This window comes from Cytobacillus oceanisediminis 2691 (genome assembly GCF_000294775.2).
GTDB lineage: Bacteria > Bacillota > Bacilli > Bacillales > Cytobacillaceae > Cytobacillus > Cytobacillus pseudoceanisediminis.
The window spans coordinates 4,742,804-4,758,329 of the sequence record NZ_CP015506.1; the positions used below are offsets into that span (position 1 = coordinate 4,742,804).

General features: G+C 42.3%; 14 protein-coding genes and 1 riboswitch. Of the genes, 2 read left to right on the forward strand and 12 right to left on the reverse strand.

Annotated elements, in window-relative coordinates; all coding sequences use genetic code 11:
- Nucleotides 1-57: 57 nt before the first annotated feature.
- Nucleotides 58-975, reverse strand: coding sequence for a lipoyl synthase (gene lipA / locus A361_RS23820; RefSeq protein ID WP_009331718.1), 918 nt, complete (start codon nt 973-975; stop codon nt 58-60).
- A 313-nt stretch (nt 976-1,288) separates the two neighbouring features.
- Here lipA and A361_RS23825 point away from each other — a divergent pair, with 313 nt between their 5' ends.
- Complete coding sequence (locus A361_RS23825; RefSeq protein ID WP_019382718.1) at nt 1,289-2,281, forward strand: M23 family metallopeptidase; 993 nt, start codon at nt 1,289-1,291, stop codon at nt 2,279-2,281.
- A gap of 48 nt (nt 2,282-2,329) precedes the next feature.
- Here A361_RS23825 and A361_RS29560 read toward each other — a convergent pair whose 3' ends face one another.
- Both A361_RS29560 and A361_RS23830 read right to left on the reverse strand, forming a co-directional pair.
- Nucleotides 2,330-2,437, reverse strand: coding sequence for a methionine/alanine import family NSS transporter small subunit (locus tag A361_RS29560; protein WP_019382719.1), 108 nt, complete (start codon nt 2,435-2,437; stop codon nt 2,330-2,332).
- Nucleotides 2,437-3,954 carry a sodium-dependent transporter gene (locus A361_RS23830; RefSeq protein WP_019382720.1) on the reverse strand — a complete coding sequence of 506 codons (1,518 nt, stop codon included), beginning with the start codon at nt 3,952-3,954 and terminating at the stop codon, nt 2,437-2,439. Before A361_RS23830 ends, A361_RS29560 begins: the two co-directional genes overlap by 1 nt.
- A gap of 465 nt (nt 3,955-4,419) precedes the next feature.
- Here A361_RS23830 and A361_RS23835 point away from each other — a divergent pair, with 465 nt between their 5' ends.
- Nucleotides 4,420-5,304, forward strand: a complete 885-nt coding sequence (locus A361_RS23835; RefSeq protein ID WP_019382721.1) for a YsnF/AvaK domain-containing protein — start codon at nt 4,420-4,422, stop codon at nt 5,302-5,304.
- Between the two features lie 89 nt (nt 5,305-5,393).
- Here the strand turns inward: A361_RS23835 and A361_RS23840 are convergent, their stop codons facing one another.
- From A361_RS23840 to sufD, 9 genes are all read right to left on the reverse strand, one after another.
- The gene (locus A361_RS23840) at nt 5,394-6,971 is read right to left on the reverse strand and encodes a Na+/H+ antiporter NhaC family protein (protein ID WP_019382722.1); all 1,578 of its coding nucleotides are present in this window, start codon (nt 6,969-6,971) and stop codon (nt 5,394-5,396) included.
- Nucleotides 6,972-7,143: 172 nt separating this feature from the next.
- Nucleotides 7,144-7,350: riboswitch (Lysine riboswitch) on the reverse strand.
- A 65-nt stretch (nt 7,351-7,415) separates the two neighbouring features.
- The gene (yunB, locus tag A361_RS23845; RefSeq protein WP_009331724.1) at nt 7,416-8,162 is read right to left on the reverse strand and encodes a sporulation protein YunB; all 747 of its coding nucleotides are present in this window, start codon (nt 8,160-8,162) and stop codon (nt 7,416-7,418) included.
- A 71-nt stretch (nt 8,163-8,233) separates the two neighbouring features.
- On the reverse strand, nt 8,234-9,328 hold the full coding sequence (locus A361_RS23850) for an HD-GYP domain-containing protein (RefSeq protein ID WP_019382724.1): 1,095 nt from the start codon (nt 9,326-9,328) through the stop codon (nt 8,234-8,236).
- A 290-nt stretch (nt 9,329-9,618) separates the two neighbouring features.
- Entirely contained in the window at nt 9,619-9,921 is a 303-nt protein-coding gene (locus tag A361_RS23855; protein ID WP_009331726.1) for a YunC family protein, read from the reverse strand.
- Nucleotides 9,922-9,998: 77 nt separating this feature from the next.
- Complete coding sequence (locus A361_RS23860; protein WP_019382725.1) at nt 9,999-10,844, reverse strand: DUF72 domain-containing protein; 846 nt, start codon at nt 10,842-10,844, stop codon at nt 9,999-10,001.
- 197 nt (nt 10,845-11,041) lie between these two features.
- Nucleotides 11,042-12,439, reverse strand: a complete 1,398-nt coding sequence (gene sufB / locus A361_RS23865) for a Fe-S cluster assembly protein SufB (protein ID WP_009331728.1) — start codon at nt 12,437-12,439, stop codon at nt 11,042-11,044.
- Nucleotides 12,440-12,547: 108 nt separating this feature from the next.
- The gene (gene sufU / locus A361_RS23870; RefSeq protein WP_009331729.1) at nt 12,548-12,997 is read right to left on the reverse strand and encodes a Fe-S cluster assembly sulfur transfer protein SufU; all 450 of its coding nucleotides are present in this window, start codon (nt 12,995-12,997) and stop codon (nt 12,548-12,550) included.
- Nucleotides 12,987-14,216, reverse strand: a complete 1,230-nt coding sequence (locus A361_RS23875; protein WP_019382726.1) for a cysteine desulfurase — start codon at nt 14,214-14,216, stop codon at nt 12,987-12,989. Before A361_RS23875 ends, sufU begins: the two co-directional genes overlap by 11 nt.
- A complete protein-coding gene (gene sufD, locus A361_RS23880) occupies nt 14,216-15,526 on the reverse strand; it encodes a Fe-S cluster assembly protein SufD (RefSeq protein ID WP_019382727.1) in 1,311 nt (436 codons plus the stop codon). Before sufD ends, A361_RS23875 begins: the two co-directional genes overlap by 1 nt.

A 15,526-nucleotide genomic window follows, 5' to 3' on the forward strand; every position in this document is an offset into this window, starting at 1 on the left:
ACTCTTTTTTCAATGTCTACTTGACAGGGTTATGTGCACTGAACTCTTTTTTTTATCTTATGCTTCCTGGATTTCCTTTTCTCCCATAAGCTGCTTTTGTTTAGATGCCGCATTTACCTGTTCATCAGCATGATAGGAAGAGCGGACAAGCGGGCCTGCTTCACAATGGCTGAATCCTTTGCTCATTGCAATGTCCTTCAGCTCCTGGAATTCTTCAGGTGAATAGTATTTCAAAACCTTAAGATGTTTCTTGGATGGCTGCAGATACTGCCCTATTGTCATAATATCAACATCATGGGCACGCAGATCATCCATTACCGCAATTATTTCCTCTTTTGTTTCGCCAAGCCCGATCATCAAGCTGGATTTTGTAGGAATATCTGGCTGCATCTCTTTTGCACGCTTTAAAAATTCAAGAGAGCGCTTATATTTTGCACGCGCTCTTACTCTTGGAGTCAGGCGCTCAACTGTTTCGATATTGTGGTTAAGAATATCAGGCCGGGCATCCATAAGCATTTTCAGGTTATCATACACACCGCCCATGTCTGAGGGCAATACTTCAATCGTAGTGAACGGGCTTTTTCTTCTGATGGCACGGACCGTTTCTGCGAAAACAGCAGCACCGCCGTCCTTTAAGTCATCTCTTGCTACAGCTGTTACCACTGCATGCTTTAAGTTCATTAGCGCTACGGAATCTGCCACGCGTTCCGGCTCCTGAAGATCCAATTCAGTTGGCAGGCCCGTTTTGACAGCACAAAAACGGCAGGCACGCGTACAAACATCCCCAAGAATCATGAACGTGGCCGTTCTTCTTACTGCCCAGCATTCATGAATGTTCGGGCACTTAGCCTCTTCACAAACAGTATGCAGATTTTTTTCCCTCATCATTTTTTTTAGGCCAGTATAATTTTCATTTGTGTTTAACTTTATTTTCAGCCATTCAGGCTTGCGCAAGTACTCTTCTTTTTTGCTCATTTTCCCACTCCTTAAACTGAAGCTAGACGGAAAGAAAGGCGCAAGCGCCTTACCCTTGGCTTGAGGCCTCGAGGGGGTAGGCGCTGGAGCCAGACAGTTATCTGACTTCAGAATTAATACATTCTTGCCTATTAAAAAAGCCAGTCATAAGCAAATTCCGACTAAGCTGATTAGGCTTCACCTGATGCCACTTTATCATAATGAATTGAAGAGGACAAGCCGAAGATTCTGGTATTACCATTAATTGATATTTATTAAATTATCCATTCCTCACAAACTAAATAAGCAGACCATAAAAGAAGGGAGGATTTCCGTGCGGATATTATTTACCGCAGCTGCGGCCTTATTGTTATTTCTGATTTCCTTATGCACAGTCAGCGCCCAAGAAAATCAAGCTGATGTATATAAACAAAGAATGACCTTATATAAAAAAGTTGAAGCTGTTACGAACATCCCCTGGTATTACCTTGCGGGGATTGATCAGTATGAACGGAATGTCCGGCAGTCCAGAAGGGATATTCCCAAAGCAGAAGGCATTACAGGCATCTATTTCAAACCTGAAGAGTGGGCGGGAATATTGAACCCAGATCCATCCGATGAGAATCCTACATCCATACAATTTTTCAATGGAATAGGAATGGACGGGGACGGGGACGGAAAAGCCAGCTTGAAAAGTGATGAAGATGTTCTTCATTCCTTTGCCAAATTCCTTCTCTCCTATGGTACAGACCATGATAATTTAAAAATTGGATTGTGGAATTATTATAAACGCGATAAAGCTGTCGGCATCATTATCGGCAAAGCCCAAATTTATAAGCAGTTCGGCCGCCTTGATCTTGATGATCATACCTTCCCTGTCCCTTTGAGGAGCAATTACAGCTACAGAAATACCTGGGGTGACGCCAGAGGATGGGGCGGAAGGCGGATTCATGAAGGAACAGATATTTTCGCTGATTACGGGGTGCCCGTCCGGGCTACATCTTATGGAATAGTGGAAATGAAAGGCTGGAACAAATATGGAGGATGGAGAATCGGCATCCGTGATATTAATAATAACTATCATTACTTTGCCCATTTAAGCGGATTTGCAAAAGACCTTAAAGTTGGGCAAATCGTTGAGCCCGGGATGATGATAGGAGGGGTAGGAAGCTCCGGCTACGGGCCTCCGGGTACATCAGGTAAATTCCCTCCCCATCTCCATTATGGCATATACAAAGACAATGGCTATACTGAGTGGTCCTATGATCCATATCCTCATTTAAGATTATGGGAAAGACAGGATCGGATAAAAGCAAGAAGAAAATAAACATAAATAAAGGGCTGCCTATTTAACCAGGCAGTCCTTCATTATTTATTATTTAGCTTTTTTTGCTTTAGATACGGCATTCATGATACTTGCTGCCAGACCGCCCCAGATAATGAGCATCCCAACCACCATCATTGTAATTGCGCCACCAGACATTATTGAGATACCTCCTTATCATTTGGGATCGTAAGCTTAGTCTGTGTTTCGTTCTTTTTAATTGCCATAAACACAAAGCCTAAGATAATGGCTCCAATTGCTACTCCCCATCCTGAATAGAGCAGGAAGCTTGTAGGATATCCTTCATAATTATCTTTAACATTCGTAATAATGTTTTGAATCATCATATAACCAAGCACGATTGGTGTAATTCCAATTAAACACACTTTCCACCATGCCCCAAGTTTTATATCGGAAACAGCATCTGCATGGTTTTGAAGATTTTTCAATTCTTTTAAAACCCATCCAACAATTACAACCTGGACAAGTCCTGCCAGAGCAACTCCAAACTGGTTAATGAAGTAATCCGCTGCATCAAGGAAGTATAAACCGCCCTGTGTAGCAAAAAGGATGGAAATAACAGCAGATAAACCGCCGCCAACAAGAACAGCTTTATTACGTGATACATTAAACTTATCCTGTACTCCGGCAACAAATGTTTCAACAATTGAAATTAGCGAAGTTAAGCCCGCCAGTGTTAAACAGATAAAGAAGAAAGACCCGAATAACCCATTTAAAGCAGGGAATTCGTTAATGATTTGCGGGAATACCACGAATGCTAATCCTACACCGGATGATACAACTTCATTAATACCCACACCCTGCTGTGCAGCCATGAATCCTAATGCGGCAAAAACTCCGATCCCTGCAAGAAGTTCAAATCCAGAGTTTGCAAAACCTGTAATGAAAGCACTATTTGTCAGATCCGTTTTCTTAGGAAGGTAGCTTGAATATGTTACCATGATGGCAAATCCAATTGATAAACTAAAGAAGATCTGGCCATATGCCGCAACCCAAACTTTAGGTTCTGCAATCATCTCCCAGTTCGGCTTAAAGAATGCATCCAAGCCGGCGATAGCTCCATCAAGTGTCAATGCGCGAACAACAATAATTAAAAATAAAACTACAAGGACAGGAATAAAGATTTTGTTCGCGATTTCAATACCTTTTTTAATTCCCTTGAACAGGATGCCAAGTGTTACTGCCCAAACAATAACTAACGGAATGAAAACTCCTGGGACAATCCCGCCTATATCTCCTGGCGTTTCAGAAAGCTTCAAATATTCTCCAAAGAGGAATCCGTTTGGATCGTCACCCCATTTGAGATTAAACGAGAAGCCTGCGAAAGACATTGCCCATGCGATAATAACCGCATAATATGTTGAAATGACAAATGAGATGGCTACCTGCCACCAGCCTAACCATTCGTATTTTTTACTTAATCTAGCATAAGACAGTGGTGCTGAACCCCGATACTTATGGCCAATTGTAAATTCCATAATCAGAAGCGGTATACCTGCTGTCAGCAGAGCAAATAAATACGGAAAAAAGAATGCTCCCCCTCCATTTTCATATGCAACTGCAGGGAAACGCCAAATGTTTCCTAGACCAATTGCAGAACCCACCGCTGCCAATATAAAGCCAGCTCTGGATCCCCACTGCGGACGATTATCCATAGTAATTACTACCCCCTGTAAATATTCCCAATTAAAAAGAACAATGGGAACTTTTTATATTTTCAGATAATTAAATCTAACTAAAGCCTAGTATAGCTAGTTTTTGATAATCTGTCAAAACATTATTTTCCTAATAGTATTATTTTTCGAAATAATTTATTTTAGTACATTGCCAGAGTAAAGCACATAACCAAATTAGTATACTCGTATTTTAATTATCATTAGAATTCAACTCGGCCAGGAGTTATTCCACCAAAGCTGATCAATATATTCTTTGTCCTCACCCCCTTAGTAAAATTTATTCTTAAAAGCTAAAAACTTTCATTTTTTATTCAGAAAATTCAAAATAAAATTGGTAAGATGCCAAAATTAACCTTGTTTGCTCTTCCAAGACCCGGGAATATAACCAATGTGCTTAACCATTACCAAATATAGCATAAAGCACTGCAAAGGAGGTTTTTACAAATGGATGCCAATATTATCGGAGTTTATAATTCACAAAGGGAAGTAGTAAATGCCATTCAAGAACTGCAGAATGACGGATACCCTGTTCAGGATCTATCCATCATTGGGCAGACAGAACACCTGGATACGTCTCTTGAAGATAAAACCGGTGTTCATACAGAGACCTTCGAGACTAAAGATAGAGACAGCAGCGAGAGCGCGGGATTCTTAAATAGTCTGGCATCATGGTTTGATGATGATCGCATGAGCAGCGACTCTGCAGGTGAAAAGTTCAGGGAACTGGGCATGTCAGATGATGAAGCACGCAAGTATGAAACTTATGTAAACGAGGGAAAAATCATTTTATACAGCGATAGAATGGATACTGCAACAGGCTTTACCAATGCCGGAACTGCTGAAGCCAATGTGGACAGCACTTACAATGGGGGATATAGCCAGCAGAGAAATCCCGCTGAAGAAGATGAACAATCATTAAAACTTCGGGAAGAACAGCTGGATGTGTCAAAAGAACGTGTTCAAGCCGGAGAAGTTGAAATCCATAAAGATGTTGTGGAAGAACAAAAAGCAATTAATGTACCGGTAGAGCACGAAGAAGTGTATGTAGAAAGAAGAAAAGTGGATGATCCAACTGGCGCAAGCACCTCACCTATATCAGCAGATGAGAAAACAATCAGGATCCCAATTACAGAAGAGCGTGTAGAAGTCTCCAAAAGGCCTGTTGTCACCGAAGAAATTGTCGTAGGCAAACGGGAAGTACAGGAAACGCAGCAGGTTAAAGAAAACCTCAAGAAAGAAGAAGTGCATCTTGAAGGCGGCCATGAATATGTTACTGACGATGAAGACTTAAATCGTTCTCTTAATAGAAGAAATAATGACAACCTATAATTAAAAAGGTCCCTTCCGGGGGACCTCTTTAATATGATGGATGAACACCAAAAGGCTTTCTCAAAGAGAAAGCCTTTTTCTATAGGTTTTTAACTAGCCTTATTTTCCTGCCAGGCTTCTTTTTTACCACGGCCAAGGAAAGCAAATGCCGCAACAAGAACAGCCACTGTGAGTAATGCGATAGCAGTGCTGCCAGTAAACCCGATGATTAAATAACCAACAGCTGCGATACCCGCTGAAATCAAGGCGTATGGAAGCTGCGTCATCACATGGTCTATATGGTTACACCCTGCTCCAGTTGAGGAAAGAATCGTTGTATCGGAAATAGGTGAACAATGATCCCCGAAAACCGCTCCGGCAAGGACAGCTGACATAGCCGGCAATAACAGCGCGATATCTGTTGCAGCAGCAATGTCTCCAGCAATCGGAAGCAGGATACCGAAAGATCCCCATGAGGTTCCAGTACTGAATGCCATAATTCCCGCGATGAGGAAAAGTAAAAGCGGAAGCCATGAAGTGCTCATATTGGAACTTTCCACAATACCTGCCAAATACTTTCCAGTTTCCAGACGGCCGATCAGATCAACAATCGCCCAGGCAAACAGCAAGATATAAACAGCTGGAAGCATGGATTTTATGCCTTCCCATACCCCTTTGCCAAAAACATTTGCGTTAACACCTTTCAAAACAAAGGCCTGACGGAAGAATAATCCCATTGAAACCACTAGACCTACGAGGCCGCCAAGGATAAGTGACTTCGATACATCTGTGTTTTCAAAAATTTGCAGGATCGTCGCATTTCCTTCAACCGCCTGCGACCCCGTCCAAAGCATCGCACCAACTGTACCAATGACAAGGGCAATAATCGGCCACACAAGATCTCCGACTGATCCTTTTGAACTTGTTGGAAGGTCGTCTTTAAGCTCACCAGGTGCAGGCTTCTCAGGATCCATTACAAGTCCCTCTTCAACTGCCCGCTTCTCATGTACCCTCATTGGCCCAATTTCGATCCCCCTTATTGCAACAATAAACACAATAGCGAGTGTAGCCCATACATAAAGATTCATTGGAATCATTTGAATAAATGCCGAGAAAGCTGAATACTCGCTAACATTATGGGCAGCAAGGATAGTTCCAATCAGCGCAATGATGTATGCTCCCCAGCTTGATACTGGTGAAACCACACAAACAGGTGCTGAAGTCGAATCAATCAAATAGGCAAGTTTCGCACGGGAAACGCGCTGCCTGTCAGTAATCGGACGTGAAATCTGTCCGACTGCCAGAGCATTGAAATAGTCGTCAATGAATATGATAATACCTAAAACAGCTCCGACAATCTGTGCGCCTGCTCGGGTCTTGACCCGCTTCATCGCCCATTCTCCAAATGCGCGGCTTCCGCCTGAAATAGATATAAATGCAGTAATAACTCCTAATACAAGCAAGAATAGAATAATATATACATTCCAGGTGTTCAGCTCTCCGTCTGAAACAAAAATTCCCTTTACAGCATCCCAAATGATGCTGAATGTTTCTGTGATGCTAAATTCAGCCAGCAATAGTGCGGCTGTTACGATTCCCACTCCCAATGACAGCAATACACGCCTGGTCAGGATAACCATGGCGATTGCTACCAAAGGCGGAAGCAGGGAGAAAATCGTGTTTGCCATTACTTGTCCTCCTCTGAAATTTGATTGGTGTCCAGCTACAGGCGCCGATAAGCGGGCGCCTTCCGCTTTTCGCAGGGGAAACAACAAGGATGATGACAGAGTCAAAATAAAAAAAGAGTAACGATAGAGAAAAATCTATCATTACTCTTTTGAAGTAATTAGTTTCTCCATCACGATCTGTAGCTCCCCATTATGAAGGCTTTGACAAAGTATATTCATACTTTCCCCTCATAATGACAGTGTTACTCCTATTCGAAGTAACCCCAGCAAGATTAGTTCTGACTCACTAATCATGCTTCGGCAACATTCCCTTTCGGCTGCGGTCTTAGTTGTCATCCTCACACAGCGTACTCTTGAATCTTGCACCTCTACCCCATCGGATATGATAAGGTTTTTATGAAATTATATTGAAATTTTATCAAAATACTAATCTATTTGCAAGTGTTATTGGCCGGCCGGTATTTCTATTGATGGTGAGGTACCCCCTCCGCCATTATAAAATTGCGGGACCTTTCCAGGGTAAATACCATAAGCGGCAAGCACATCCTCCTGTACAGTGATAATTTTGGTGGCAAAAGGAATAATGATTTGAACCTGCACATCCAGGCGTACCAGAACCTTTACTTCAACATTATTAATGCCATGATCCTTTGTTTCAGTTATAAAATTGGAGGTAACAGAGCCCACTGCATTAAATTTTACCGGTATCCGGGGACCCAAGTTTCCGAGAAGGGCATTATTGGTTGCCTGGCCAAGCGGCACATAATAAACAATTCCATTTGTATTCTCCATTTGTTCCGTGTTGATTTCCACGTCTGTAAAGGACTCCAAAGCATCCAAATCGCCCTTTTCCGCTTTCTTAATATTATCCTGAACCAATTCGGTTACTTCCGCTTTGACCCTGTTCAGCTTTTCAACATTGATGCTGACAACACCGCTTTCACTTGCTTCAAACATATCTTCCAAATCCATCACATTGGTAATTTTTTTATTAATCGCATTGTTTATCACCAATGATGCGATTTTCCTTGTCTGTGAATCGGCATAGCTCATGAGTGTGGGCTTAAGCCCTTCGTTGATAATCCATAGGCCGGCAGCAGTTGAGATGACGAAAAATATAAAGGTCAATAGAAATACATAGCGAAATGGCAGAGGACCTTTCCGGGGCAGCCGGCCGCGAAATTTTGCCAAAACAAATCCCCCCTTTACAAGCTATATGTATGCTGTAAAGGAGGGAACTAGGCTCAAAAATCCAAAATAGTTTATTGTTGTACAAAAGTCGTATCGCATCCTATAATGACAGAATTCAATTCAATCCTCAAATCTGCTTCATATGGCTCGACATTCCTGCCCTTTTCTTCAAGTATGCGGATGACAGGCCTATCACTCAGACCCGCGTTCTGCCGGCAGACAACGCCTTTCCTGCCATCATTCAGCTCGACTGTAACACCCACAGGATATACAGCGACCGCTTGACGAAAAACTTCGATTATCCTCTTATCAAATAACTTTTCTGCCCCTGCATACAAAATCTCCAGACCTTCATGCGGAAGCATAGCCTGTCTGTAAATGCGATTAGATGTTACTGCATCAAACACATCGGCAATCGCAATAATCTTGCCGAAATCATGTATCTCGTCTCCCTCAAGGCCGCGCGGGTAGCCGGTACCATTCAAACGCTCATGATGCTGAAAAGCACAATGTGCAACAAGGAGCGGAATCGTCTCTACTTTTCTTAATATATTAAATCCATCTTCAGGGTGCTTCTTTATTGATTCAAATTCTTTCACTGTCAATTTACCCGGTTTCAAAAGAATATCTGCCGGCACCTTCATTTTTCCTACATCATGGAGAATAGCACCTAGCCCCAGGATTTCAAGTTCCTTTGGCAGGAGCTGAAGCTTCATCCCGATTGCCAGAGAATAAAGGGTTACATTCAGGGAGTGTGTGAAAATATAGTGGTCATATGTATAAACATCTGATAAGATCGTAAGCAGCTCTCTATTTCCCCTTATTTCATCGATTAGCTGACGAATTAGCCCTGATAGCCGTTTAGAGGCTTTCTCAATCACTAAAGAGCCTGATAAATCTTTATTTGCTCCTACTTCCTTCAGAACCGATTCTATGGTTTGGATAGCCTTCGTTCGCATTTTGGCAGACAGAGGGTCCTTATATTGGATATCTTCAGTGCGCCAATCCCTGATATACACATACGTAATACCCATTTCCTGCAATTTATGTATCAATTTATCAGCCAGCTCCACACCTTCATGCAAGAGGACCTGACCCTTGTCATTATATATTGCCTTGGCCAAAACGCTGCCAGTCTCAATTGTATTGGTTGCTGCTAATCTCATATGTATCTCCCATATCCTTTTTTCAGTGCTACTTTATATTTCGGGTATAATTTGGTTTTATTTACATTATACGACAAAATTCCGGCATTGGCCGATGCTCTCTAATTTTTTATGAAAATTGATTTTTAAGGAGAATTTTTCCTCAATTATGTTTTTTGTGTGCGGATAGCCGTTTTTTATATGCGGATAGAAAAATTTATGTGCGGATAACCCGTATAAAAAAAATTTATGTCCGAAGTAAGTTCTTAATATAGATCCAATAAAAAAGACAGCCCTGTCAAGGCATGCCTTTAGATCATTTTAAGAAGTGCTTCTTTTCCTATCGTCCCTTTAACAATGCCCAATTCCTCTGCCTCAAATGTGACAGATTCAAGGGGGGCATTTAACAGCTGCTCTATGGTTTTTACGCCGACCGCCCTGCCGGCAATTACTTTGCGGTCCTTAAGCTTCTCATTCAGCAAAGCTACATCAAGGGCGCCGCACATGATATACCCTTTATCATTCGTTACCACCAGCAGATTGGTCTTCGGCAATTGCACCGATACACTCAAAAAAGTATGGCCATCTATATCAATCGGTTTTAAATCAATCATACTTGCCGCCACTCCTTTCCTTTTCCATTAACACAATATGTGAGGACAAGGAAAAGGGTGAAAGTGCCTGGCATCGCTTAAAATAAATCAAGCTGTCTGGGAGCGAGCTGCTGGTATTCGATATCAAGAAGCCCGATCATTTGTTTAGCATTGTCTGCAGCGTCACCGCCAGAGTTGTTATTGAAGACGACGAATACATTTTTACAACTTTTCTCAAGCTGTTTTAGATGTTCTGCCCATTCAGCCAGTTCTTTTTCGTTATAGCGGTAAAGATAGCGGACCTCTCGCCAGTTGTCTCCATTCTTTTTCTGCCAGCCATGAAAATTCCGGCCATGAAACCGAACAAGCACCTTATCAGGACTGGTTGATTCCAGGACAGTTGGAACAGAACCCTCACCGGCTTGCGGCTCGTCACAGATGCTGTGAATCCAGCCTTCTTCTCTCATAAATCTTAATGTGCTTTCCTTAAACTCCGGTCGAAACCATGATTGATGCCTGAATTCCAGGGCACATGGGATATCCCCCATCTGCTCTTTGCACCAGCGAAGATAGTCGACATTGGCTTTTTTGCAGTCAAACCATGGCGGAAATTGAAACAGCACCATAGCCAGCTTGCCGGATTGGATATAAGGCTCCAATGAGTCCTTGAAAGCTGCAAACATTTCTTCTTTGCTTTCAAAGGGGATTTCGCCTCTCTGATGGCCGGTCATGCCCTGGTACGTTTTTACTATGAATTGAAAAGATTCAGGTGTGTCTTTTACCCATTTGGAAGAGTTGCGCTTTGGCTGCACCGCATAAAAAGCAGAGTCCACCTCGACAGTTGGAAAATGGCCGGCGTACTCCTTTAATTTATCTCTCGGCGATATATTGCCTGTATAAAGGCTATCATGGTCGCCCCAGCCTGTTACGCCTATAATAATCATTAAAACACCTCCGTTTTTTTGCCATAAATATTTTAAGAATAATAATTTAAAACCGTTTTTCACAAAGGGTTATATCTTCACTTTAGCAATTAAATCATTAATTTTCCAAAATTTAAACAGTTTCTCCCCATCTCAGCCTCTTACCATTAAAAAACCCGCTTACCATGGCCGGTAAACGGGTTTTCATAAAATATCTATTAACCGATAGAACCTTCCATTTCGAATTTGATCAGGCGGTTCATCTCTACTGCGTATTCCATTGGAAGTTCTTTCGTAAATGGCTCGATGAAGCCCATTACGATCATTTCTGTTGCTTCTTCCTCTGAAATTCCACGGCTCATTAGATAGAATAACTGTTCTTCTGATACTTTTGAAACCTTCGCTTCATGCTCAAGAGAGATGTTGTCGTTCAGGATTTCATTGTAAGGAATCGTATCTGAAGTTGACTGGTTATCCATGATTAATGTATCACACTCGATGTTGGCACGTGCACCTTCCGCTTTGCGGCCGAAGTGAACGATTCCGCGGTAAGTTACTTTACCGCCCTGCTTGGAAATCGATTTCGATACAATCGTCGAAGAAGTGTTTGGTGCAAGGTGGATCATTTTCGCACCTGCATCCTGGTGCTGTCCCTTACCTGCTAATGCAATGGAAAGGGTCATGCCGCGTGCACCTTCTCCTTTAAGAATAACTGCCGGATATTTCATTGTCAGTTTTGAACCGATGTTTCCGTCAATCCATTCCATTGTTGCGTTTGATTCACAAACAGCACGCTTCGTAACCAGGTTAAACACGTTGTTCGCCCAGTTCTGGATGGTTGTATAACGGCAATATGCGTCTTTTTTAATGATGATTTCAACAACCGCACTGTGAAGTGAGTTTGTTGTGTAAACAGGTGCTGTACAGCCCTCTACATAGTGTACATGTGCGCCTTCATCAACAATGATTAATGTACGCTCAAACTGCCCCATGTTCTCAGAGTTAATGCGGAAATATGCCTGCAGCGGCGTATCAACCTTAATCCCTTTAGGAACATAAATGAACGATCCGCCAGACCAAACCGCTGAGTTTAATGCAGCGAATTTGTTATCTGTTGGAGGGATAACCTTTGCCCAATGCTCACGGAAAATATCTTCATTTTCGCGAAGAGCGGAATCGGTATCTTTGAACACAATTCCTTTCGCTTCAAGGTCTTCCTGCATGTTATGGTAAACAACCTCTGATTCATACTGGGCAGAAACACCTGCAAGATACTTCTGCTCTGCTTCAGGAATACCCAATTTATCAAATGTCTGTTTAATTTCGTCTGGAACCTCATCCCAAGAGCGTTCAGTTTTTTCAGAAGGCTTTACATAATACGTAATTTCATCAAAGTTTAATGACGCTAAATCTCCGCCCCATTGCGGCATAGGCATGTTATAGAAATGCTCCAATGATTTTAAACGGAAGTCAAGCATCCATTGTGGCTCTTCCTTCAATTTTGAAATCTCTTCAACAATTTCTTTTGTCAAACCGCGTTTTGATCGGAAAATGGAAACGTCTTTATCGGCAAAACCATACTTATAATCGCCGATCTCAGGCATTTTTTTTGCCATCGTCGTATTCCTCCATTCGTATGAGAAAGGGTCTTCACACCCCATCATTTCATTATATTTTAGCACACAAGGCAGATGAAAAAATTTTTAATCAAACGTTTGATTGATTTATTCCTGTTCTTCTTTCTCCGTGCTAACGCCTTTTTCCATTGCTTTCCATGCCAATGTAGCGCATTTGATTCTGGCAGGGAATTGGGAAACTCCCTGGAGAGCTTCGATATCGCCAAGATCCAGATCGTCTTCATCATATTCTTTTCCCAGCATCATGTCTGAGAAAACTTTGGAAAGCTTTAATGCTTCTTCAATATTTTTGCCCTTGATGGCTTGAGTCATCATGGAAGCCGAGGACATGGAAATGGAACATCCTTCGCCTTCAAACTTCGCATCTGCCACTTTGCCATCTTCAAGCTTCAGCGTCAATTGAATCCGGTCTCCGCAAGTAGGGTTATTCATATTGATCGTCAGGCTGTCATCTTCAAGTACCCCTTTATTACGAGGGTTTTTATAATGATCCATTATAACCTGGCGGTAAAGGGTATCTAAATTTTTAGAAGACATCGCTGAAATACTCCTTTGTTTTGACAAGCCCTGAAACAAGCTTATCAATATCTTCTTCCGTATTGTACAGATAGAAGCTTGCACGTGCAGTTGCCGACACCTTGAGCCACTTCATCAGCGGCTGTGCACAATGGTGGCCGGCCCGGACTGCAATTCCTTCTGCATCCAATACAGTAGCCACATCATGAGGATGGACATCATTTATATTAAAAGTAATTACTCCGGCGCGCTTTGACGCTTCTTTTGGACCATATATGGTCATTCCGTCTATAGCAGACATTTTTTCCAAGGCATATGCAGCCAGTTTATGCTCATAGGCTTCAATTTCATTCAGGCCGATCTGCTCCAGGAAATCAATGGCTGCTCCTAATCCAATCGCACCTGCAATAATTGGCGTACCGCCTTCGAATTTCCAGGGAAGCTCCTTCCAAGTTGATTCATAAAGGCCTACAAAGTCAATCATTTCACCGCCAAACTCAATCGGCTCCATTTTTTCAAGATGCTTTTTCTTTCCATACAGAACACCAATGCCTGTAGGGCCGCACATCTTATGGCCGGAAAAAGCAAGGAAATCACAATCCAGGTCCTGAACATCAACTTTCAAATGTGGAGCACTTTGTGCACCATCTACAACCATGATTGCTCCATTTTCATGGGCAATTTTCGCAATATCCTTGATTGGATTTATCACACCAAGTACATTCGATACTTGCATGATAGACACAATTTTCGTATTGCTTGTCACAGTTTCCCTAACATCATCAAGAGATATTGTTCCATCTTCCTGAAGAGGAAGGTATTTTAAGGTGGCACCCGTTTGTTTTGCTACCTGCTGCCAGGGAATGATATTGCTGTGATGCTCCATATAAGAGATAACAATCTCATCGCCTTCGTTCAGGTTGTCACGCCCATAGCTTGCTGCTACAGTATTGAGTGCAGTTGTTGTTCCTCTTGTAAAAATAACTTCCTCAGTCGATTTAGCGTTAATGAATTTACGCACCTTTTCCCGGGCGCCTTCATAGCCATCAGTTGCTCTAGTACCCAGGGTATGGACTCCTCTATGAACATTCGAGTTGTATTCCCGGTAGTATTTGTCAAGCGCTTCAATCACCGGAACAGGTTTTTGGGAAGTAGCGGAACTGTCTAAATAAACAAGAGGCTTTCCATTGACTTCCTGGTCCAGAATGGGAAACATTTGCCGAATCTCACGGGCATTCATTATTTTACTTTCCTTTCAATAACGGCTGTCAGCTGCTTTTTAACCCCTTCGATAGGAAGAGCATTCACAACTGGCGCTAAAAAGCCGTGAATAACAAGACGCTCTGCCTCTTTTTGCGAGATACCGCGGCTCATTAGATAGTAAAGCTGCAATGGATCCACACGGCCAACTGAAGCGGCGTGTCCTGCTGTTACATCATCTTCATCAATTAATAGGATAGGGTTTGCATCGCCGCGCGCTTTTTCGCTTAGCATCAGTACGCGTGATTCCTGCTCAGCATTTGACTTAGAAGCTCCATGCTCAATTTTGCCGATTCCATTAAAGATGGATGATGCAGAGTCTTTCATAACACCATGCTTTAAGATGTATCCTTCAGAATTCTTTCCGAAATGAACAACCTTCGTTGTAAAGTTTTGAGTCTGTTCCCCGCGACCTACAACAACTGTTTTTGTGTCTCCGAAAGACCCGTCTCCAATAAGATTGGTTGTGTTTTCAGATACTGTATTGCCATCATTCATGAGGCCAAGAGCCCATTCAATGCGGGCATCACGTCCTGCAACACCACGGCGGTTCACATAAGCTGTTGTTCCTTTAGCAAGTGTGTCAACAGCACCATACTGAACTCTTGCATTTGCATTGGCAATTACTTCTGTAACTATATTGAATATGCCGCTTGCTTCCTCAACTGTAGAAACATAGTTTTCTACATACGTCACAGAGCTGTTATCATCAGCTGCAACCAATACGTGGTTGAAAAGGTTCGCTTCTTTATCATCATGAATATATACAGCCTGAATAGGCGCCGAAACTTCCACGTTTTTCGGAATATATAAGAACGCTCCGCCGTTAAAAAGTGCCGCGTGCAATGCAGTTAAACGGTGTTCATCCGTTTTGACGCCGTCCTTCATAAAATACTTCTGAAGCAGGTCGCCATGTTCTCTTGCCGCCGTAAAGATATCTGTGAAAATAACACCTTTTTCCTGCAACTCTTTAGAAACAGCCAAATAGGTTGGTCTATTATTACGCTGAATGTATAGGTTCTGATCGCCGGCTTCAGTGTCAATCAGATTTCTGACATCCTCAGGAAGGTCGTTTAATGAAGAAAAATCTTCGCTTCCAACGATGTGCTTTTCAAACTGTGTAAAGTTCCATTTATCTATCTTGGTTTTATCAGGCTTTGGCATTGGCAGGTTTTCCGCGTTTGCAAGCGCATTTAGACGGAGTTCTGTCAGCCATGCCGGCTCGCCCATATCTTTTGAAAAGGAACTAACATATTCCTTATCAAATGGTAATTTTATTTCCGTTGTCAT